Raw genomic sequence first — 20,500 nt, forward strand, 5'->3', positions numbered from 1 at the left:
ATGGGCTCTCCATAGCAGGGGGGCGGAGGAAGCGCAAAGGGCTAGGGCCCAATTCGGCGACGCGAGACGCTATTGCGGAATTCCATGGTGCAATTAATGTATTGATTAACGGAGATAAATTCTATGAGCGTAGGCCACCTTGCTGAGGTCTTTGAGGAGCTCAAGCAGATCCGCCGCCGCGGCGGGAAGCAAAATGCTCAGGCGCATTCAGAAATTGCATCATCTCTTGAAGACGCCTACGCGGTGTTGATTGAGGCTGGTCAGCGTGAGACCGCGGACCTGCTCCGTGTCGTGATAGTTGAACTCAAATCGCTCGAGAAATCTGGATCTTTGGTCAGGGCTTTGGAGATCAAGACGCTCGCTGATCGCGTTTTTGGCGATCCGGCAAAGGCGGAGACTTGGCTGCAGCGACCAAATCGCTCTCTATCAGGTCAGAAACCGGCCGACTTGCTAGAGGATGAACTGGGAGCAGCCGTTGTTCGTGAACTGTTAGAACGGATCGATCACGGAATCTTTGCCTGAGTTCGCAAGATGGAGCTCTGGCGAATTTCCAACTACGTCGATCTTTCCGGGATTGGCGGCCTGAGGGCCGCAGGCCGGTGGCATTCTCAGGGCACGCGGATCGTTTATCTGGCCGATCACCCATCGAGTGCATTGTTGGAAATGTTGGTTCACATGGACCGCGATCTCATACCGTCGACGTACCAGCTGCTGCGGATTTCCGCCCCTGAGGGCATCAAGGTCGAAACCGTCGAATCAGAATTGCCTCCGGATTGGCAGTCGCACACGATTGTCAGTCGTGAAATTGGTGATCGGTGGCTTGATCGGTCAACCAGTGCGGCTCTTGCAGGTGCCCTCGGCGATCAGCGCGCAGGGATCCAACTTTCTCCTGAACCCTGCACATCCAGACGCGGCGCGCATTGGCGTGGCCGAGGTGATCCAGGCTCCATTCGATCCGCGGCTGGTCTGATCAATCAATCGCGCCCAGCCGCGGAAACGCATCCGGGGCGGCGGCCAGGATGGCGCGGGCGCGGGCGGAATCGTCGTCCATCTGGCGGATCAGGCCCTCCAGGCTGTCGAATTTCAGCTCCTCGCGGATGAAGCCGATGAAGGCGCAGTCGAGCGCCTGCCCGTAGAGGTCGCCCTTGAAGTCGAACAGGAAGATTTCCAGGAGCGGGGCGCCATTGTCGAAGGTCGGGCGGCGGCCGAAGCTGGCCACCCCGTCCAGACGCTCGGTCCCACGGCCGACCCGCACCGCATAGATGCCGTGCTTGAGGCCGCAATTGGCGTCCAGGCGGATATTGGCGGTGGGATAGCCGAGATCGCGGCCGCGCTTTTCGCCGTGGATGACCTCGCCGGTGATGAACCAGGGCGCGCCCAGCATGGCTATGGCTTCGTCGAGCTGGCCCTCGGCAAGGGCGGTCCGGATCGCGCTGGAGGAGACCGGCCGTTCGTCGATATCGACATGCGGCTGCACGTCGACCTCGATGCCGAGCCGGGGCGCCTCGTTGACGAGAAGGCTCGGCGAGCCGACCCGTCCCTTGCCGAAATGGAAGTCGTAGCCGACCGCGATGCCGCTGATCCCGAGACGCCCGATCAGCTCATGGTGAATGAAATCTTGCGCGCTGGTTCCGGCACGGGCCTTGTCGAAGGTCATGACCACGGCGCCGGCAAGCCCGGTGCCGGCCAGAAGCCGCAGCTTGGCCCGCTCATCCGTCAGGCGGAATTGCGGGGTATTGGGGCTGAAAAACCGCCGCGGATGCGGCTCGAAGGTCAATGCCAGCGCAGGGCGGCCATGCGCCCTGCCCATCTCCAGGGCAGCTGCGATCACGGCACGATGGCCGAGATGAACACCGTCGAAATTGCCCATGGCGACCACGGCGCCCCTCGGAATCGCGGAATCCGGCGTCGTGTCGCGGATAACGGTAAAAGGCGGAGCCATCAGGGGAATTCTCGAACCGGGCAGGACCGGCCCGGACCGTGGCGCGACCGGCCTTGCGAAGTCAAGCGGGGGGAGCGCAGACATTGAACACGATTTCAGTCCTTCGGAGGTGTCCGCAGTTAACGCGCTGTTTAACGCCTTGATGCTAGTCCTTGAGGCGTGGAACTGCCGGGCTCCTGCCTGGTGGGTCCGATCCTAATATTCCTGGGTATGCGTTGGGGGAGTCGAGATGGCGGTTGATTTGTCGATGCCGGTTCTGGTGGTGGATGACTACAGCACCATGATCCGTATCATCCGGAATCTGCTGAAGCAGCTTGGCTTCGAGAATATCGATGATGCCAGCGACGGTTCGGCAGCGCTGAACAAGATGCGTGGCAAGAAGTACGGGCTCGTGATCTCCGACTGGAACATGGAGCCGATGACGGGCTACGACCTCCTGCGCGAAGTCCGCGCGGATCCGAACCTCGCCACCACGCCTTTCATCATGATTACCGCGGAATCCAAGACCGAGAACGTGATCGCGGCCAAGAAGGCCGGCGTGAACAACTACATCGTCAAGCCGTTCAATGCGGCGACGCTGAAGACCAAGATCGAGGCGGTCTTCCCGGACATGGCGAGCGCCTAATCGCGATCGTGTCCCGGACAAGGCGCGGCACGTCAGTGACGCGACGCCGCGCCGGGACCCAGCCTATCCACGACATCGCTTGCGGTTTCTGGGCCCCGGCTCTGCAGCTCTTCGAGCTGCCTCCGGGGCACGATATTTTCTACCACTTCAATTCGCGCATCAGCGCCTTCGGCGGGTGGCCGAACAATTCCATCACCGATGGCGGGTCGAGCTGGTCGAGACCCTCGAACTCCTCGGCATGGATGCCGCGGGTCACGAACAGGCAGTCGATGCCGAATTCGCGTGCGCCGGTGAGGTCGGTGCGGACGGAATCCCCGATCGCCAGCACCTTTTTCCGGTCGATCTGGTGACCCTGGCGTTCGCCGGCGAGCGCCATCGCGCGCTCGTAGATCGGCCGGTGCGGCTTGCCGTAGAAGATCACCTCGCCGCCGAGCTCGCGGTAGAGCTCCGCGATCGCGCCGGCGCAATAGATCAGCCGGTCGCCGCGCTCCACCACGATGTCGGGATTGGCGCAGACCAGCGTCAGCTTGCGCTCGCGCGCCTTCAGCATCATGCCGCGATAGTCTTCCGCCGTTTCGGTCTCGTCGTCATAGAGGCCGGAGCAGACGATGTAATCGGCTTCCTCCAGCGGCGCGGTCACCGCATCGAGGCCGCGATAGATCGAGTTGTCGCGCTCGGGGCCGAGCCAGAACATCTTGCGGCCGGGGTGCTCGGCGACATAGAGCCGGGTCAGGTCGCCTGAAGATACGATCGCGTCATAGGTCTCGTCCGGGACGCCGAGCTTGCGCAATTGCCGCTGCACGGAGTCGGCCGGGCGCGGCGCGTTGGTGATCAGGATCACCGTACCGCCGCGGCTGCGATAGGTGTGCAGCGCTTCGCAGGCTTCGGGGAAGGATTCCAGGCCGTTATGAACCACGCCCCAGATGTCGCTGAGCACGACGTCGACGCCGCCCACGAGCTCGCGCAGGCCTTCGGCAAAATGCAGCGTGGTCATGATGCGCGCGGCCGATCAGATGCGGCGCGCGAGCGCCGCGTTGCCGGTGATACGTTGTGGCGGAGGCGCAGAGGACGTCGCGCCTGAGCTTGGTGTGCCGGAGCCATGAGGTCCCTGAATGTCTTTCGCCTGGTTCGGCGGGGCCCCGGCGGTAGCAGATGCCCCCTCCGGCCGCAATGGCCGGGGCGGCGCGAACAGGAACCCCTGGCCGAACCGCACGTCGTAGTCGAGCAGATCGACCACGGCGCGCTCGCCCTCGATCCGCTCGGCGATCAGGTCGATGCCGAAGCGGCCGAGCAGGTCCGAAAGGTCGGACGGATGGATGTCGGAGGTCGAGGCCTGCCTGGGGTCGAGCAGCAGCGTGGCCGGCACCTTGATGAAGCGTACCCCGCGATCGGCCAGCTCGCGCGGCTCGATGCGCAGATCCGTGACATGGTCGATCGAGAAGCGGAAGCCGCGCTGGGCGAGCGCCGCGAGGTTCTCGGTCTCTGCCGGGCCGAGATTGCGGAACGTCGATTGCTTGAACTCCAGCACCAGCGAGGGCGCCAGCGCGCGGTTGGCTTCGAGGAAGTCGAGACATTGCGCGAAGGTGGTAGAATTGCCGAGCGTGGAGGCCGCGACGTTGCAGAACACGCCGACGTCCTTGTTGCGCACCATCAGGCGCCGCAGCACCTGCACGCAGCGCAGCATCACCATGTTGTCGATGCGTCCGATCAGCCCGGAGGCCTCCGCGATGCTGATGAACTCCTCGGCGGCGATCAGCTGGTCGCGCTCGTCACGCAGGCGCGTCACCGCCTCGTAGAACCGCACCTTGCGCTGCGGCAGCGTCACCATCGGCTGCAGGAAGATGTCGATGCGGTTCTCGTCGATTGCGTTGCGCAGCGTCGCCAGCAACTGGGTCTGGTTGCGTCCATTGCCGGTCTGGACCGGGCTGGCGGCTTGGGCCTGAACCGCCGGCGCCGGCCGTGGCGGCGGTACGGGAAGCGGAGGAGGTGCAACCGGCTTCTCCTCGAAGGGGGCAGCCAGATCGATCGACGCCTCCGGCTCGGGCCCCGTGACCGGGGCGGGAGCTGGCGCCGGCGCGTTGCCGGCCAGCAGATCCTCATGGGCCGATACGGTGGTGGCGAGCTGCCTGACCAATCCGCCCAGCTCGTTGATCTCGCCGATCACCGACTGGACGCGGTCGGAATTGGCCGAATTGGACGAGGCGATGCGGCCTTCGATCGCGGCAAGCCGGCGGCCGAACTCGGCGACCTGGCGGGCGAGGTCGGCGGTGCCCCGCGACAGGTCGGCGATCTGGCCGCCGACGTCGCTGCGGTCGCGCAGCCGCATCGACACCGCGTTGTAGAGGATCAGGAAGGTCAGCGCGGTCAGCGCCACGATCGCCGATTCCGTTCCGCTGATGCCGGCGACCGAATAGAGCACGAGCCCGAGCGAGGCCGCGACCAGGACCATGCAGATGGCGATGAAGATGGTCGAAATGCGAATCATGCCGCGCGTTCGCCTCAAGAGCTGACTGTCTCACCCGGGAAAACACGGGCCGTGTCCGAACCCGTCATGCCTCATGCTCCCCCAAGCATGCATGAGCCTAACATCATTGTTGATTCGAGGGGATAGTGACTGTCCCGGAGCCTCTCAGGTCCGCGCGGCGAAAGCCTTCGAGGCAGCGGTCGCGGTCAGGGACGGGCAGGAACTCCTCGAACTGAAACGTCACACACCTCCTCCCCGGCTCCCGTGCGGAAATCAAGGCGCTCTCAGCGTAAAATCACGCCGCTCTCAAGGCCAGCGAGCCGCATGCGCCTTATCGTCCCGGCGTTTTCAACCGCAGGAGATTGCCATGTCGACATCCGCCGCGCTCAAGCCAGCCGCAACCCAACCTGATCTTGCCGCCGTCAAGCAGCGCCAGCACGGCGCCTGGTCGTCGGGCGACTATGCCGTGGTCGGCACCACCCTGCAGATCGTCGGCGAGCAGCTCTGTGAGGCCATCGACTTACGCGCCGGCAGCAAGGTGCTCGACGTTGCCGCCGGCAACGGCAATGCGACGCTGGCGGCGGCGCGGCGCTGGTGTGACGTCACATCCACCGATTACGTGCCGGCGCTGCTCAAGCGTGGGCGCGAGCGCGCGGCGGCCGAACATCTCATGGTCGAGTTCCGCGAGGCGGATGCCGAAGCGCTGCCGTTTGCCGACGCCAGCTACGACGTCGTGCTCTCGACCTTCGGTGTGATGTTCACGCCGGACCAGGACAAGGCCGCCTCCGAGCTCGCGCGGGTCTGCAAATCCGGCGGCACGATCGGCCTCGCCAACTGGACGCCGCAAGGTTTCATCGGCCAGCTGTTCAAGACCATCGGCAAGCATCTGCCGCCGCCGGCGGGGGTGAAGTCACCGGCGCTGTGGGGCACGGCGGCGCGGTTGGAAGAGATGTTCGCAAGCCAGGCGTCCGAGATCGCCGCCGAGCCGCGCATGTTCGTGTTCCGCTATCGCTCGCCCGACCATTGGCTCGACATCTTCAAGACCTTCTACGGGCCTACGCTCAAGGCGTTCGCCGCGCTCGGCGAGAGCGGCCAGGCCGCGCTGACGCGCGATCTCCTGGCGCTGCTCGGGGAGTTCAACCACGCCGACGACGGCACGATCGTGGTGCACAGCGAATATCTGGAAGCCGTGATCACCAAGCGCTGACAGCGCCTGAGATGCGGTCAGGCCGGCCTCGGGCCTGACCGCCACCGATCAAAATGGCGCGGTGGCGCCGACCGTGTCGGCCGAGACGGCATCGCGGCTGCCGAGCGGCTTCGGCCGCCCGGTGGTGGTGTCGAGCAGTGTCTGCCGCTCGATCTCCGAATTCAGCTCGGCGCCGAACATGATGACGATCGCCGACATCCACATCCACGTCATCAGGCCGATCGCAGCGCCCAGAGAGCCGTAGGTCGCATTGTAGTTGGCGAATTCCGAGAGGTACCAGGACAGCAGGGCCGAACCGGCGATCCAGAGGATCGCGGCCGTCACGGCTCCGAGGCTGAGCCATTGCCAGCGCGGCGCGTCACGGCTGGGCGCGAAGCGGTAGAGGATGGCGAGTGCGACGAGCAGGATGAGAAACAGCAGCGGCCATCGTGCGAGCGCGACGATCAGCTTGCTTTCGGGCGCCATGCCGAGATGGTTGAGCGCAAGCGGGAAGGCGACGACGGCCCCCACCATCAACAGCAGCGCCACGATGCCGCCGACGGTGAAGGCCAGCGAGACCATGTTCAGCCGGATGAAGCTGCGCTTCTCGCGTTCCTCATAGGCGACGTTGAGGGCGTCGAAGATCGCCTTGACACCGGCATTGGCGCTCCAGATCGCAAGCAGCAGGCCGAGCAGGAAGGTGACACCGAGTGTCGTATTGCCGTTCGACACCACGCGCGCGACCTGGTCTTCGACGATCTGGAACGAGCCTTCAGGCAGCATGGTCGCAAGCGTCTGGAGGTTGGCGCTGATCGTCGCGGGATCGGCGAACAGGGCATAAGAGGAGACGAGCGCGGTGACTGCGGGGAAGAGCGCGAGCAGGCCGAAGAAGACGACGCCGCCCGCCGTCGCGAGCAGGCGATCCTCGCCGATGCGCTGATAGGTCCGCCAGAAAATATCCTTCCAGCCCGACCAGGGGATCTCGATCGGAGTTTTCGCCCGACGGCCCCGGCCGGGCTGCATCGCCGCACCGGCCGGGTGCGTTTCCGGTGAATTCGCTTCGCCCTTGCGGTGGTGTTGCGGAGGCCCCGACCGGATCAGGCCCGTGTCCTGAAAGTAGCGCTCCGCCGTCAGCACGAAGACGGCTGTCGCCGCCACCAGCAGCCAGGAGTCGATCGGTTCGGAGCGCCGCGCCAGCATCACGCCTCCTGACTGTGCCTGTGGCGCCGCCGGCGGGCGGCCGTCAGCCCGACCAGGCCGACGGCGGCGAGCATCAGGCCAAGTTGCACGGGGCGGTTGGCACGGGCCGGCCAAGCCGTGCTGCCATAAGCCTTGCTGCCATAAGCTTTGCTGTCATGACCGCGTTCACCCGGCCCGAGCGGTGCGAGGGGAATCGTCGTCGCTACCTCCTTCACCGCCTGCTTGACCGTTCCGCGCGGGATCCGCGGCGTCGCGACCGCCACGCGCAGACGGCTCGCAAGCGGCACGATCGGCTTGGGCTTGCGCCTCATCTGCGCCATCGCCACCCCGGCACAGACCGCAGCCAACACCAACAGCACGGCGCCGACGGCGCCAAGACCCCAGAATTGCCCGTAGGTGATGGCGAGCCAGCGGTACAGGGCGATCAGCCCGACGAAAAATGCTGCGACGACGAACAGGCCCGCGACCGCGAACAGCCCGCCGGCCACGGCGTAAGCTGTCACCTTGCCGGTTGCCTGGCTGGTCTGGTCACGCAGATAGGATTGAGCAGCGCGTTTGACGTGATTGAGCTTGAGCGCCACGCCGGCGCGCAGCAATTCGCCCGATGGCGCGAGCATGCGGACATCCTCCGAGAGCGACAAAAAAGTCCGTCGGGGGATGAACGTGGCGGTATTTGACTTGTTCCGGGGAAGCGCGCGTCGCAGAGGCTCAGCCGAGATCGGCGGCTGCGATCCAGAACACCTCGCCCTCGGAATCTTCGGTGTCGAGCCAGAGCAGCGGCAATTCCGGAAAGGCCTCGTCGATCAGCTCGCGGCCGCGGCCGATCTCGCAGATCAGCCCGCCGTCCGGCGTCAGGTGATCGGGCGCATCGCGCAGGATGCGGCGCACCACGTCGAGACCGTCGGCGCCGCCGTCGAACGCGAGCTTCGGCTCGGCCCGGCACTCCGGCGGCAGCGCCGCCATGCCTTCGGCATCGACGTAGGGCGGATTGGTGATGATCAGGTCGTATCTGTTGTCGCCGAGCGGGGCGAACAGGTCGCCGCGATAGAGGCTGATCCGGTCCGTGAGCCCGTAGTCGCCGACATTGCGGGCGGCGACTTCAAGTGCCCCCTTGGAGATGTCGACGGCGTCGACGGTGGCGTTCGGGAAATGATGCGCGGCGAGGATCGCGAGGCATCCCGACCCCGTGCAGAGATCGAGCACGCGCGCGACGGCGGCGGGATCGTCGATCAGCGAGCCGGCCTCGCCGTCGCCGCCGAAATGCGAATCCAGGAGCTCGCCGATGAAGGAGCGCGGAATGATGACGCGCTCGTCGACATAGAAGGGCAGGCCGCGCATATAGATCTTGTTGACGAGATAGGCGGCCGGTTTGCGCGTCGTGACACGCTGATGAATCAGGTCGAGGATGGCCTTGCCTTCTGCGGCGGTGACGCGCGCGTTGGCAAAGATCTCGAACTGTTCGGGATTGAGATGCAGCGCCTCGCAGACCAGGAAGGCGGCTTCCGCGACCGGGTCGGTGGTGCCGTGGGCAAAGGCGAGCCTGGCTTCGACGAAGCGGCTCACGGCATAGCGGACGAAGTCGAGCAGCGTGCGAAGCTCGCCGGGCCCCACCTTCGCAAGCTTCGGCGCGGCGCGGCCGCGCGCGGTCTTTTTCGCAACTTTTGCCATCAGGATTTCTTCCAGCGCGCGGCGGCTTCGTCGTCACGGGCGTGGGCCTCGACCCAGCCGGTGCCGGTGGCGCCCTCTTCCTTCTTCCAGAACGGCGCACTGGTCTTGAGGTAGTCCATCAGGAACTCGGCCGCCTGGAACGCTGCCTGGCGGTGCTGCGAGGCGGTGAGCACCAGTACGATGTTCTGGCCGGGCATGAAGCGGCCGACGCGGTGGATCACCGTGACGCCGTTGAGCGGCCAGCGCGAAATGGCCTCGTCGGTGTGACGCCTGATCTCTTCCTCGGCCATGCCGGGATAATGCTCGAGCGTGAGCGCAGCGATCTTGGCGCTGTCGTCGTCGGCGCGGCAGATGCCGGAAAAGCTCACGACCGCGCCGATGTCGGTCCGGCTCTCGGTCAGGAGCGCGATCTCGCGCGCGATGTCGAAATCGTCTTCCTGGATGCGGATGGTGACGGGGCAGGTCATGAGCCTAGCCGCCGGTCATCGGCGGGAAGAACGCGATCTCGCGGGCGCCCGCGATCGCGGCGTCTGATTTGACGTGGGCGTGGTCGATCGCGGCGCGGATCACCTTCGGCTTCTCGAATGCATACGCATAGGCCTCGCTCTGGCCGGAGAGCCAGGCGATCAGCTCCTCGACGGTGCGCACGCTCGCGGGCGGCTCGATCGTCTCTTCGGCCTTGCCGACGCGCTCGCGCACCCAGGCGAAATACTTCACCTTCATCCCTCGTCCTCCTTGATGAGGTGATGGATGCCGGCGCGGAAATAGTCGTAGCCGGTGTACATGGTGAGGATCGCCGAAGCCCACAGCAGCGCCAGTCCGATCATCGAGACGACCGGCACCACCTCATCGCCGGCGGGACCTGCGAGCAGGAAACCGATGGCGACGAGCTGGACCGTGGTCTTCCATTTGGCGAGCTTGGTCACGGGCACGCTGACGCGCAGCGCGGCGAGGTACTCGCGCAGGCCCGAGACCAGGATCTCGCGGCACAGGATCACGATGGCGGCCCACAGCGACCAGCCGTGGATGATGCCGTCCGCGGCGAGCATCAGCAGGCAGGAGGCGACCAGCAGCTTGTCGGCGATCGGGTCGAGCATCCGGCCGAATGCCGATTGCTGATTCCATATCCGCGCGTAATAGCCGTCGAGGTAGTCGGTGACCGCAGCCGCAATGAAAATGGCGACCGCGACCCAGCGCAGCCAGAGCGGCTGATCCAGAATCGATTGCGCATAGATGCATCCGACCACGACCGGGATCGCGGCGATCCGGCCATAGGTCAGGATGTTGGGGAGGGACATCGCGCGGCTGGTCGTCCCTCGTGTCGTGGCGATGTTCATCCGTCCTACCAATACCGCTCAAGCCTGAAGGTCAACCGTCCCGCTCCCAAATGCGATGCGGGATGCGACGACCTTATGACCATGGCTCCCCTTGGGTCCCCTTGTAGTTCACCCCGGCTGGGGATGGAAATATTCGAAAATCCTGCGCGCGCTCTCGGCGCTGACCCCCGGAACCTTGCCGAGATCGGCAATCGAGGCCCGTTCGATCTCCTTCAGGGTTCCGAAATGGTGCAGCAAGGCACGTTTGCGTGACGGACCGATCCCCGGAATCTCCTGCAAGCCGGCCTCGCGGATGTCCTTCTTGCGCAGCTTGCGGTGCGAGCCGATGACGAAGCGGTGGGCCTCGTCGCGCAGGCGCTGGATGAAATAGAGCACGGGATCGCGCGGCTCCAGCTTGATGGCCTCGCGTTCCGGCATGAACAGGGTCTCGCGGCCGGCATCCCGGTCCGGTCCCTTGGCGACCGACATCAGCGACACCTGGGTCAGGCCGAGATTTGCAAAGATCTCGCGCACCGCGTTGAGCTGGCCGCGACCGCCGTCGATGATGACGAGATCGGGCCATTGCGGGAAATCGTCGTCCTTGGCCTTGGTGCCGGCGTCCTCGGGCGGATTGATCAGGCGCTTGAAGCGGCGCTCCAGCACCTCGCGCATCATGGCGAAGTCGTCGCCGGGCGTGATCCCTTCCGACTTGATGTTGAACTTGCGGTACTGGTTCTTCACGAAGCCGTCGGTGCCGGCGACGATCATGGCGCCGACCGCATTGGTGCCCTGGATGTGGCTGTTGTCGTAGACCTCGATGCGCTTGGGCGGGTGCGGCAGGTTCAGCGTCGTGGCCATGGCCTCGAGCAGGCGGCTCTGCGTTGCGGTGTCCGCGAGCTTGCGGCCGAGCGCCTCGCGCGCATTGGTCAGCGCGTGGGTGACGAGCTCCTTCTTCTCGCCGCGCTTGGGCGCGGCGACTTCGACCTTGTGGCCGGCCTTGATCGACAGCGCGTTCGCAAGCAGCTCGCTCTCCTCGATCTCGTGCGAGAGCAGGATGTTCTTCGGCGGCGGCTTGTCGTCGTAGAACTGGGCGAGGAACGAGCCGAGCACTTCTTCCGGCGTAAAGGTCTTTTCCGCGCGTGGGAAATAGGCGCGGTTGCCCCAGTTCTGGCCGGTGCGGAAGAAGAACACCTCGACGCAGGAGAAGCCGCCCTCCTGGTGGATGGCGAACACGTCGGCTTCCTCCACCGTGCGCGGATTGATGCCCTGCTGCGACTGGATCGCCGACAGTGCGGCGAGGCGGTCGCGGTAGAGTGCGGCGCGCTCGAATTCGAGCTCATTGGCCGCCTTCTCCATCTCGCCAGCGAGCTCCTGCTTCACCGCATGGCTCTTGCCCGACAGGAAGTCGGTCGCTTCGCGCACCAGTGTCGTATAGCCCGGAAAATCGATCTCGCGGGTACAGGGGCCGGCACAGCGGCGGATCTGATAGAGCAGGCAGGGCCGGGTGCGGCTCTCGAAGAACGAATCGGTGCAGGAGCGGATCAGGAACGCGCGCTGCAACGCCGTGATGGTGCGGTTGACCGCGCCGGCGGAGGCGAACGGGCCGAAATAGCGCCCGGGCCGCGTCTGGGCCCCGCGATGCTTGAGGATCTGCGGCGCCCAATGGTCGCCGGTGATCAGGATGTAGGGAAACGACTTGTCGTCGCGCAGCTGCACGTTGAAGCGCGGCCGCAGCTGCTTGATGAGGTTGGCCTCCAGCAGCAGCGCCTCGGTCTCGGTGTTGGTCGAGACGATCTCCACGGTGACCGTGGCGGCGATCATGCGCAGGATGCGGGCCGGCAGCGGGGCACTCTGGCGCGCATAGCTGGACAGGCGCTTTTTGACGTTCTTGGCCTTGCCGACATAGAGAACGTCGGCGTTCGCATTGAGCATGCGATAGACGCCGGGCGAGGTGGGTGCGAGCCGAACCGCGCGCTCGATCGCCTCGTGACCGCTCGCCAGCGGGCCTTCGCCGATCGCGCCGCTCTCTTCCAGGATATCCGGCAGCAGCGCATCGTCCTCGTCGTCGCCGCCTGCTGCGGCGGGATCGACGTCCGGCGCTGGCAGCCGCTCGGGCGGCGCGTCGCTCGCAATAGCCCGCGGCGACTTGCGCGCGCGGTCGTCCGGATTGTCCGAGGAATCGTGAACCATGGGGCGAATTTAGGTGCTGGGGGGACCGATTTGAAGTTCCGGCCATGCGGCACGCACAGGATGGCGGCCAGTTCCCGGGTAACGCTTCCTTAAGTCTGTTAAGCGGGCGGTAACCCGACTTAACAGCCCTTTAACTTAAAACTCTCGATAAATCTGACGCGAAAGGTTCTTGGTTCCGTAACCCTGCGGTTCTTGCTCGCGCGGCGGCGCGGGCATCGCACGGGTTGCGACAGTTGCGTTGGAGTGAGTGATGAAGAGGCTCGTTGTGGGCGCAGCCGCGTTGGTTGCAGCCGGCTGGACAGCTTCGGCAGAGGCCGCCGATCTCAATTACGGGCAGCGTGCGCCCTATACCGTCAACCAGCCGCTCAATGCCTATAGCTGGGCAGGTCCCTATCTCGGCGGCAACATCGGCTATGAATGGGGCTCGGTCGACAACAACCCCACGAAGCCGTCGGGCTTCGTGGGCGGTGTGCAAGCCGGCTACAATTTCCAGAACGGCCCGTGGGTGTTCGGTGTCGAGGGCGACATCCAGGCCAGCGGCGCCGACGACACCTTCGCGCCGTGGAAATTCTCCAATCCGTGGTTCGGCACCCTGCGCGGCCGCGCCGGCTATACGTTCAGCAATGTGCTGTTCTACGGCACCGCCGGCCTCGCCTTCGGCGAGCTGCGTGGGCAGACCTTCGGCTGGACCGAGTCGCACACCACCGCGGGCTGGACCATCGGTGCCGGCGCGGAAGTGGGCCTCGCGCCGAACTGGAGCGCCAAGCTCGAATATCTCTACATCGATCTGTCGACGAGCCAGTTCGCAATTACGGGCGTGTCAAACGGCTATAGCGCCAGCGTTGTCCGCGCAGGCGTGAACTATCACTTCTGACATCCAAAGAAGAAAATACCGGACCAGCCTCCCGGCCGCTCGCGGCCGGGATTTTTTTGCTCAAGGCTCGCTAGGAGAGGATCACCAAATTGACCGCCTTCGGTCCCTTCCCCTTCTTGTCCGGTTCGACTTCGAAAGTGATACGCTGTCCTTCGGCAAGGTCCTTCAGTCCCGCCCGCTCCACAGCAGTGATGTGAACGAAGACATCGCGACCGCCGTCATCAGGCTTGATGAAGCCGTAGCCGCGCTCGCCGTTGAAGAACTTGACCGTTCCCGTCATGGCCATCGGGAAACTCCCCCTCATTGCTCCTCCGCCGCGACGCAGACTCACGTCACGACATGACCGGGCCTCACGGAGCCCGGGAGCTGGCCATCCTTCGACGGACCTCGTCGGTCCGGCGGGATCTTTCTTAGGGCCTTCACTCCGCCGCAACCATTCACGGAAGCGGAACGTAAAGCCAGTCACCCAAACAGCATAATACGGTTCTTTGCAGATTGACTACCGGTCCTGCATATTTTTCCCAAGAATGCCGGAGTGTTACGGTCTCGGCACCTCCAATCGGAATCTGGCAGCCCCGCCCTGGCCGAGCGGTATTTCCAGCTCGGGCAGGATGGTCTTGAGCTCGCCGTGCAGCGTATAGGGCGGATTGACGATCAGGAGCCCGGTGGAGGTGAGGGCGGCGCTGTCGGCTTGCGGCGCGACGCTGAATTCGAGGCGCAGGCATTTCCCCGGCGGCTTTGCTGCGGCTGCGAGCCGCGCCACCGTTTGGGCCAGCGTGTCGGTGGCCCGCCGGTTCTTGGCCGGATACCAAATGACATAGATACCGGTCGGCCATTTCGCGAAGGCCGCCGAGAAGGCTTCGCCCAGCCGCACGAACTCGTCCTTGGCCTCGAAGGGCGGGTCGATCAGCACGAGGCCGCGCCGCTCCTTCGGCGGCACGAAGGCCGGCAGTGCAACCCAGCCGTCGAGATCGACTACGCGGGCCTGCTCGTCGCGGCGCAGCACGTCGATCAGCGTTTTCCGCGCCTTCGGCTCGAGCTCGCAGGCGACGAGGCGGTCCTGGGGCCTGAGCAGGCCGCGCGCGATCAGCGGCGAGCCCGGATAAGCCCTGAGCTCGCCCTTCGGATTGAAGGCGCGGACGATGTCGAGATAGGGCTTGGTCAGCGCCGCGGTCTCGTTCGACAGGCGCGCCTGCAGCAGCCGCGCAATGCCGGTCAGCCATTCGCCGCCGCGGCGCGCCTCGTCGCTGTCGAGATCGTAGAGCCCGGCGCCGGCATGGGTGTCGATGACGCGGAACGCCGCCGGCTTGTCCTGCAAGTAGGTGAGGATGCGCGCCAGCACGATGTGCTTGATGACATCGGCGAAGCTGCCGGCGTGGAAGGCGTGGCGGTAGTTCATGACGGAGAGTTACGACATCGCGCGATGAAAGTAACTCCCGTCATTCCGGGGCGGTGCGTCAGCACCGAACCCGGAATCCATCTGTCAGCAGTGTATGTGGCGAGATGGATTCTCAGATGCGCAATTGCGCATCATAGTTCGCGCTTCCGCGCGCCCCGGAATGACGAACTCTACCCGCCCCTGATCGGCGGCATCGTCACCTGGTCGCGGCGGCAGGTGCGGCGCTCGATCTCGTCGCAGGCGCGGAATTGCAGGTCCTTGCTGAGGCAGATGCGGACCTCCGAGAGCCGTGTCCGGTTGCAGGTCACCGAGATGGCGGCACTGCCGAGACCGGGATTGGCCTTGATGAAGGCCTCCTCGACCTCCGCCGGTGCCACGGTCTTGGCCTGCGACAGATCGAGATATTCGGCCGGGATCTTGATCGCGGCGCGCGCCTTGCGGATCGTCTCGAAATAGCTGCGGCCTTCGAGCCCGGAGCAGGTGCCGTGCTTGTCCCATTCGTTGAAGATCAGGCCCGGCGCCGGCATCAGGTCGAGCATCGAGGAGACGATGCTGCGATTCAGCCGCGGTGCCGGCCGCTGGCAGTATTCCGGAAAACCGTTCTCATATTGCGGCCACAGCCCATGCACCACGAAGGCGTAGGGCCGTCCGCCGCATTGCATCTGCGACCGGCCGCCGCGCTCGGCTGCCTCCTCGCAGAACGAGGGCGACCATGACAGCGACAGCACATAGAAATCGAATTCGCCCGGCGCGTTCTGCCGCTTGTCCTGCGCCTTGGCGCCGCCGGCGAGCGACGCCAGCCCGGCGGCAAGGGTGAGCGAGATCACGAGACGGGAGAACCAGCGCAATCTGGAATGAAACATGGCGACGCCCCTCAACTAGACTGTGCAAGCGAGCCTAGCAGGGGATGAGAACATTTCAAGAACAAATTTCGGGCGCCGGTCGTTCGGCCGCTTGATCGGGCCGAATCAGGGCTTTCGAATCAGGGCTTTCGAGTCAAGGCTTGGCGGCGCGGCAGGCCGGGTTGTAGGCCCAGTTGCGATCGAGCCCGACCACGCACCATTCGACGCCATCGCCGTAGCTGGAAAAGCCGCCATCCTCGATGATCGAGAAATGCACCTTGCGCACCTTGCCGTCAGTGAGCATGGCATCGCCGGTGCAATAGCGGCGCGGGATGTTGTCGGACTGCCAGGGCCGGAAAGCGACCTCGCGAACGGCCGAGAAGCCCGTGATCTTCAACGAGGAATTCCAGAACGAGCTCTCCTTCTCCCAGAACTGGGTGGCGATCGTCGGCAGCGCCCTGTCGCAATCGGCGACAGCGCCGTCATAGCGCGGCCCGCTCAGCCAGAAGTTCAGCTCCAGCGGATTGGCGGCTTTGGCCTCCCCGAGCGACAGTGCCCCGAACATGAGGCCGAGCACGGCGACAAAGCGAAGCGGTTTCGGGGAGGGGGCGCGCATGATCAATCCGGACAGCTAAGGTCTTGCGAAGGTCGGACGGTGCCGCGAAGGCCGGGGCAGGTCAAGTGCAGCGCGGCAACACTTCGCCAGGACTTGACCAGAACGTCGCAGCCGGCAGGCCTCGGTTCTTTTCACTTCCGTCCCGGCGCCGTAAACTGGCGCCAACCAATTGGAGTGACGGGAATGCGAATCATTGCGGCCGCGGGCCTTCTTGCCGGCCTGGTTGTCTCGGGTCTGATGGCGAGCCAGCCGGCGCGCGCCGACTATGTGCCGCCATTCAAAGGCAACGACACCGGTGGCATCATCGCCTATTCGATGGCGACCCAGGTCGATGCGCGGCAGGCCGCGGTCGATCATTGCGCGCGCTACGGCAAGGTCGTGAAATTCCTGGGCGTGCAGGCCTATGAGGGCGGATACATCTCGTTCTCCTGCCGCTGGGTGCCCTATGGCGCCGCCGATCGGCCGATCCGCACGCTGTACTGAGGCGTTGTCGTAACGCCGCAACTCTCAGCCGGGAGCCTTCTCATGACGCGCAAACTCGCTTTGCTCGGCTCGACGCTTTGCCTCGCGTTGTCGGCAGGCAGCGCCGGCGCCGACGAGCTGCCGGTGCGCAAGGCCGGGCTCTGGGAAATGAAGCTGGTCACATCGGGCTCGCCCGTGCCCGAGATGACCATGCAGCACTGCACCGACGAGACCGTCGACAAGGAGATGAGCAACAACGTCTCCCCGATGGCCAAGCAGATCTGCGCCAAGCAGGAGATCAAGAAGACCGCGACCGGCTATGTCAGCGATTCCGAGTGCAGCGTCGCCGGCGTCAGCACGACCTCGCATGCCGAGATCACTGGCGATTTCAATTCGGCCTACACGATGAAGACGACCTCGCATGCGCAAGGCGGCGTCGCCGGCGCGGCGGGGCGCGATAACACCACGACGCTGCAAGCCAAGTGGCTCGGAGCCTGCAAGCCAGACCAGAAGCCCGGCGACATCGTCATGCCCGGCGGCTTCAAGATGAACATGCGCGACATGGACAAGCTGAAGGCGCTGCTGCCGAAGTAGGGTGAGTTGGTCGTGAGACCGTAGCCCGGATGGAGCGAAGCGAAATCCGGGGTTCGCGCGTCACGAGAGGCCGGTCCCGGATTACGCTACGCTCCATCCGGGCTACGCCATCGCCTACACCGGTATCCGCACGCTCGCCCGCAATCCACCCATCGGGCTGTCACCCAGCGTGATGTCGCCGCCGTGCGAGCGGGCGATGTCGCGGGCGATGGCGAGGCCAAGGCCGGTGCCGCCTTCGTCCTGGTTGCGGGCGTTGTCCAGCCGCAGGAACGGCTTGAACACTTCTTCGCGCAAGTGAGCGGGAATGCCCGGACCGTCGTCGTCGATCGTGACGGTGAGATAACGGTGATCGCGCTGGCCGGTGATGGCGATGGCCTTGCCGTAGCGCGCCGCGTTGGTGACGAGGTTGGCGAGGCAGCGCTTGAACGAGGCCGGCTTCACGGTGACCACGGGCAGGCCGTGGAACGCCACGGTCGCGGTATGACCATGGCGCTCGGCGTCGCTGCGCAGCTCCTCGAGCGCCTGCGCCATGTCGGTCGGCTGCGACTGCTCGCCGGAATCGCCGCGGGCAAACGCGAGATAATCCTCCAGCATCATCGACATCTCGTCGACGTCCTTGCGCATGCCCTCGAGCTCGGGGCTGTCGCCGATCAGCGCCAGCTCGAGCTTGAAGCGGGTCAGGATGGTGCGGAGATCATGACTGACGCCGGCGAGCATCGCGGTGCGCTGCTCCATCGTGCGCTCGATGCGCGACTTCATCTCGAGGAAGGCGACCGCCGCGCGCCGCACCTCGCGCGCGCCCCTGGGGCGGAAGTTCGGCGCCTCGCGGCCCTTGCCGAAGCTTTCGGCGGCATCGGCAAGGCGCAGGATCGGCTTGATCTGGTTGCGCAGGAATAGCACCGCGACGATCAACAGGATCGAGGACGTGCCGACCATCCAGAACAGGAAAATCTCCGAGTTCGAGGCATAGGCGGCGCTGCGCTGCGCGAACACGCGCATCACGGCATCATCGAGCTGGATGCGGATCTCGACGAGGTTGGAGCGGCCGACGGTGTCGATCCAGAACGAGCGTCCGATCTGGCGCCCGAGCTGCACCGACAGCGTCTGGTCGAGCAGCGAGAAGAACGGTTTTGGCCCCGGCGGCGGCATGTCGCCGGCGGGCAGGAAATCGACGACGAGGCCGAGGCGCTGCTGCGCGATGCGGCGGATCTGGTCGCGGTCCTTGTCTTGCGGATAACCCTTGTAGACGTCGATCAACGCGGCGATGTCCTGCACCACCGCGGCCGACAGGCGGCGCGTCACCGTGTTCCAGTGCCGCTCCATGAACACGAAAGCGACGACCGATTGCAGGATCACCATCGGCACGATCATGATGAGGAGCGCGCGGGCGTAGAGGCCGGTCGGCATCCAGCCCTTGAACGCGTTGCCCATCCAGCCATTGACGGCGGAGACGCGGCCGGCGGCGCTCTTCAGAAGCGTCAGGCCGGTATCGATCGTGCTCATCTAGCGCGCTTCACTACGGTTCAAGGCGAGGCCACCAGGCGGTAGCCGATGCCGCGCACCGCCTGGAGGAACAGCGGATTGGCGGGATCAGTCTCGATCTTGCGCCGGAGGCGGTTGATCTGCACGTCGACGGCGCGCTCGTTGACGCTGCCATTGCCGGTCAGCGCACTGCGCGGCACGGTCTCGCCCGGTGTCTCCGACAGGATCCGCAGCATCTCGCGCTCGCGATCGGTGAGGTGGATCACCTCCTCGCCCTGGCGCAATTCGCCGCGATCGAGATGGTAGACGTAGGGACCGAACGCGATCTTCTCGACGGTCGTGGCCTGCTGCGGCGGCGCGGCGCGCTTGAGGATGTTGTTGATGCGCAACGCAAGCTCACGCGGCTCGAACGGTTTTGCGACGTAATCGTCGGCGCCGATCTGGAGGCCCTCGATGCGGGCCTCCGCCTCGTGCCGCGCCGTCAACATCACGATCGGCACCGAGGATGAGGTGCGGATGAAGCGGGCAAGGTCGAAGCCGGTCTCGCCGGGCATCATCACGTCGAGGATCAGGAGATCGAAATGCAGGCCCAGTAGTTTCGAGCGTGCATCGCTGGCGCTCGCCGCGGTGGTGACGCGGTAGCCTTCACTGGCGAGAAAGCGCGAGAGCAGATCGCGGATGCGGCGGTCGTCGTCGACCAGCAGCAGATGCGGGGCATCGTCGGCCGGTTGCACCGGCGGGCGGGCGAGCGTGGCTGCGAGCGGCACGGTCACTCCTTGGCGTCGTGGTTGACGGAAGCGAAGATGGTCTCGAGCACCTTGTCCGGATCGTCGCGGTCGATCATCGCGCGCAGGAAGCGCTTCACGGTCTCGGCGTCCTGCGGAGCCATCTCCGCGAGCGCCTTGGTGATCCGTGTGGTCTGGAGCCCGGCGAGCTTCTGCACCAGTGCCTCGCCCTTCGGTGTGGCGTAGAGCAGGCGCTGGCGGCGATCATTGTCGCCGGTCTTCTGCACGATATAGCCCTCGTCCAGGAGCTGCTTGAGCACCCGGCCGAGCGACTGTTTTGTGATGCGCAGGACGTCGAGCAGGTCGGCGACCTTCAGCCCGGGATAGCGGTAGACGAAGTGCATGACGCGGTGATGGGCGCGGCCGAAGCCGAACGCCTCCAGCTCCTGGTCGGGATCGCCGACGAAGTCGCGATAGGCGAAGAACAGCAGCTCGATGATATCCCAGCGCAAATTGCCTCCGTCCGACGCGGCGGGCCGAGCTTCGGCGACGTCAGGAGGAGAGGCTGCGAAATTTATGTCAGGCATATTGACGTATCTTGGGTTCAATGTTACAAAACGGTCAACCCGCACGAAATTTTAGATCGTTTCGCGCCGGGTGGCATCGTAGCAGGGCGGCCGGAGAGAGCCGGACAGGCGGCGACGGCCGAAGCAGATCTACCGTGCGATTGTCGAGCGGCATTTCGGCAAAACATACTGGACTTCCGTCTTCCGCAAAAGCATGTCCTCGGAGACATGCTGGCCACGGAAACCGGCCGTAACAAGGCTGGCGGCGGTCCGGCCAAAAACCCAATCAAGCCAGCCGGGCCCGAACGGGCCGGCGGGCGCGAGAAACAGCGCCGCCACCGGCAGCGGG

At 65.1% G+C, this 20,500-nt stretch carries 24 protein-coding genes and 1 pseudogene; 8 read left to right on the forward strand and 17 right to left on the reverse strand.

Translation table 11 applies throughout. The annotated features are described in order from the left end of the window. Window positions 1–123 precede the first annotated feature (123 nt). The 3 genes and pseudogenes from JQ566_RS18700 (at window position 124) to JQ566_RS34625 (ending at window position 970) form a co-directional block, all read left to right on the forward strand. Window positions 124–522, forward strand: coding sequence for an MbcA/ParS/Xre antitoxin family protein (locus tag JQ566_RS18700; protein ID WP_212374307.1), 399 nt, complete (start codon window positions 124–126; stop codon window positions 520–522). 9 nt (window positions 523–531) lie between these two features. After that, window positions 532–783: pseudogene (locus JQ566_RS34620) on the forward strand (RES family NAD+ phosphorylase); the annotation flags it as partial. 16 nt (window positions 784–799) lie between these two features. Next, on the forward strand, window positions 800–970 hold the full coding sequence (locus tag JQ566_RS34625) for an RES family NAD+ phosphorylase (RefSeq protein WP_249139606.1): 171 nt from the start codon (window positions 800–802) through the stop codon (window positions 968–970). On the opposite strand, the gene JQ566_RS18710 is transcribed toward JQ566_RS34625, so the two are convergent. Continuing rightward, complete coding sequence (locus tag JQ566_RS18710; RefSeq protein ID WP_212374309.1) at window positions 971–1,942, reverse strand: bifunctional riboflavin kinase/FAD synthetase; 972 nt, start codon at window positions 1,940–1,942, stop codon at window positions 971–973. A 229-nt stretch (window positions 1,943–2,171) separates the two neighbouring features. Between JQ566_RS18710 and JQ566_RS18715 the strand changes: the two genes are divergently transcribed. Continuing rightward, window positions 2,172–2,567: a response regulator gene (locus JQ566_RS18715; protein ID WP_008567674.1), complete on the forward strand. Its 396-nt coding sequence runs from the start codon at window positions 2,172–2,174 to the stop codon at window positions 2,565–2,567. A gap of 139 nt (window positions 2,568–2,706) precedes the next feature. Here the strand turns inward: JQ566_RS18715 and JQ566_RS18720 are convergent, their stop codons facing one another. Next, complete coding sequence (locus tag JQ566_RS18720; protein ID WP_212374311.1) at window positions 2,707–3,561, reverse strand: TIGR01459 family HAD-type hydrolase; 855 nt, start codon at window positions 3,559–3,561, stop codon at window positions 2,707–2,709. 15 nt (window positions 3,562–3,576) lie between these two features. Further along, a complete protein-coding gene (locus JQ566_RS18725) occupies window positions 3,577–5,052 on the reverse strand; it encodes an EAL domain-containing protein (protein ID WP_212374313.1) in 1,476 nt (491 codons plus the stop codon). A 346-nt stretch (window positions 5,053–5,398) separates the two neighbouring features. Here JQ566_RS18725 and JQ566_RS18730 point away from each other — a divergent pair, with 346 nt between their 5' ends. After that, entirely contained in the window at window positions 5,399–6,238 is an 840-nt protein-coding gene (locus JQ566_RS18730) for a class I SAM-dependent methyltransferase (RefSeq protein ID WP_212374315.1), read from the forward strand. A 48-nt stretch (window positions 6,239–6,286) separates the two neighbouring features. Here the strand turns inward: JQ566_RS18730 and JQ566_RS18735 are convergent, their stop codons facing one another. The 7 genes from JQ566_RS18735 to uvrC form a co-directional block, all read right to left on the reverse strand. Next, on the reverse strand, window positions 6,287–7,417 hold the full coding sequence (locus tag JQ566_RS18735) for a YihY/virulence factor BrkB family protein (RefSeq protein WP_212374317.1): 1,131 nt from the start codon (window positions 7,415–7,417) through the stop codon (window positions 6,287–6,289). Then, complete coding sequence (locus tag JQ566_RS18740) at window positions 7,417–8,034, reverse strand: phage holin family protein (protein ID WP_212374319.1); 618 nt, start codon at window positions 8,032–8,034, stop codon at window positions 7,417–7,419. Before JQ566_RS18740 ends, JQ566_RS18735 begins: the two co-directional genes overlap by 1 nt. A 91-nt stretch (window positions 8,035–8,125) precedes the next feature. Continuing rightward, entirely contained in the window at window positions 8,126–9,085 is a 960-nt protein-coding gene (prmB, locus tag JQ566_RS18745) for a 50S ribosomal protein L3 N(5)-glutamine methyltransferase (protein WP_212374321.1), read from the reverse strand. Further along, a complete protein-coding gene (locus tag JQ566_RS18750; RefSeq protein ID WP_212374323.1) occupies window positions 9,085–9,552 on the reverse strand; it encodes a molybdenum cofactor biosynthesis protein MoaE in 468 nt (155 codons plus the stop codon). Before JQ566_RS18750 ends, prmB begins: the two co-directional genes overlap by 1 nt. Before the next feature lie 4 nt (window positions 9,553–9,556). Next, window positions 9,557–9,808 carry a molybdopterin converting factor subunit 1 gene (gene moaD, locus JQ566_RS18755; RefSeq protein WP_212374324.1) on the reverse strand — a complete coding sequence of 84 codons (252 nt, stop codon included), beginning with the start codon at window positions 9,806–9,808 and terminating at the stop codon, window positions 9,557–9,559. Then, window positions 9,805–10,422 (reverse strand): CDP-diacylglycerol--glycerol-3-phosphate 3-phosphatidyltransferase, encoded by a 618-nt coding sequence (gene pgsA / locus JQ566_RS18760; protein WP_212374326.1) that lies wholly within the window; start codon window positions 10,420–10,422, stop codon window positions 9,805–9,807. Before pgsA ends, moaD begins: the two co-directional genes overlap by 4 nt. Window positions 10,423–10,530: 108 nt before the next feature. Continuing rightward, a complete protein-coding gene (gene uvrC / locus JQ566_RS18765) occupies window positions 10,531–12,591 on the reverse strand; it encodes an excinuclease ABC subunit UvrC (protein WP_212374328.1) in 2,061 nt (686 codons plus the stop codon). A 250-nt stretch (window positions 12,592–12,841) separates the two neighbouring features. On the opposite strand from uvrC, the gene JQ566_RS18770 reads away from it, so the two are divergent. Further along, window positions 12,842–13,465, forward strand: a complete 624-nt coding sequence (locus JQ566_RS18770; RefSeq protein ID WP_212374330.1) for an outer membrane protein — start codon at window positions 12,842–12,844, stop codon at window positions 13,463–13,465. A gap of 70 nt (window positions 13,466–13,535) precedes the next feature. On the opposite strand, the gene JQ566_RS18775 is transcribed toward JQ566_RS18770, so the two are convergent. The 4 genes from JQ566_RS18775 to JQ566_RS18790 all read right to left on the reverse strand — a co-directional run bounded on the left by JQ566_RS18775 (window position 13,536) and on the right by JQ566_RS18790 (window position 16,322). After that, window positions 13,536–13,751 (reverse strand): cold-shock protein, encoded by a 216-nt coding sequence (locus JQ566_RS18775; protein WP_008544396.1) that lies wholly within the window; start codon window positions 13,749–13,751, stop codon window positions 13,536–13,538. A gap of 252 nt (window positions 13,752–14,003) precedes the next feature. Beyond that, window positions 14,004–14,864, reverse strand: a complete 861-nt coding sequence (locus JQ566_RS18780; RefSeq protein WP_212374332.1) for a 23S rRNA (adenine(2030)-N(6))-methyltransferase RlmJ — start codon at window positions 14,862–14,864, stop codon at window positions 14,004–14,006. 170 nt (window positions 14,865–15,034) lie between these two features. Further along, window positions 15,035–15,727 carry a ribonuclease T2 family protein gene (locus tag JQ566_RS18785; protein ID WP_212374334.1) on the reverse strand — a complete coding sequence of 231 codons (693 nt, stop codon included), beginning with the start codon at window positions 15,725–15,727 and terminating at the stop codon, window positions 15,035–15,037. A 133-nt stretch (window positions 15,728–15,860) separates the two neighbouring features. Further along, window positions 15,861–16,322, reverse strand: a complete 462-nt coding sequence (locus tag JQ566_RS18790) for a hypothetical protein (RefSeq protein ID WP_212374336.1) — start codon at window positions 16,320–16,322, stop codon at window positions 15,861–15,863. A 183-nt stretch (window positions 16,323–16,505) separates the two neighbouring features. Here JQ566_RS18790 and JQ566_RS18795 point away from each other — a divergent pair, with 183 nt between their 5' ends. Beyond that, window positions 16,506–16,805: a hypothetical protein gene (locus JQ566_RS18795; RefSeq protein WP_212374338.1), complete on the forward strand. Its 300-nt coding sequence runs from the start codon at window positions 16,506–16,508 to the stop codon at window positions 16,803–16,805. 42 nt (window positions 16,806–16,847) lie between these two features. Beyond that, window positions 16,848–17,378 (forward strand): DUF3617 domain-containing protein, encoded by a 531-nt coding sequence (locus tag JQ566_RS18800; protein ID WP_212374340.1) that lies wholly within the window; start codon window positions 16,848–16,850, stop codon window positions 17,376–17,378. A 114-nt stretch (window positions 17,379–17,492) separates the two neighbouring features. On the opposite strand, the gene JQ566_RS18805 is transcribed toward JQ566_RS18800, so the two are convergent. From JQ566_RS18805 to JQ566_RS18815, 3 genes are read right to left on the reverse strand one after another with little or no spacing between them, the layout of a single operon-like run. Then, entirely contained in the window at window positions 17,493–18,881 is a 1,389-nt protein-coding gene (locus tag JQ566_RS18805; protein ID WP_212374342.1) for an ATP-binding protein, read from the reverse strand. A 20-nt stretch (window positions 18,882–18,901) separates the two neighbouring features. Beyond that, on the reverse strand, window positions 18,902–19,633 hold the full coding sequence (locus JQ566_RS18810) for a response regulator (RefSeq protein ID WP_212374344.1): 732 nt from the start codon (window positions 19,631–19,633) through the stop codon (window positions 18,902–18,904). Beyond that, window positions 19,630–20,172 (reverse strand): MarR family winged helix-turn-helix transcriptional regulator, encoded by a 543-nt coding sequence (locus tag JQ566_RS18815; RefSeq protein ID WP_212374346.1) that lies wholly within the window; start codon window positions 20,170–20,172, stop codon window positions 19,630–19,632. Before JQ566_RS18815 ends, JQ566_RS18810 begins: the two co-directional genes overlap by 4 nt. Between the last annotated feature and the right edge of the window lie 328 nt (window positions 20,173–20,500).

The organism is Bradyrhizobium sp. SZCCT0231 (genome assembly GCF_018130245.1).
Taxonomy (GTDB): domain Bacteria; phylum Pseudomonadota; class Alphaproteobacteria; order Rhizobiales; family Xanthobacteraceae; genus Bradyrhizobium; species Bradyrhizobium japonicum_F.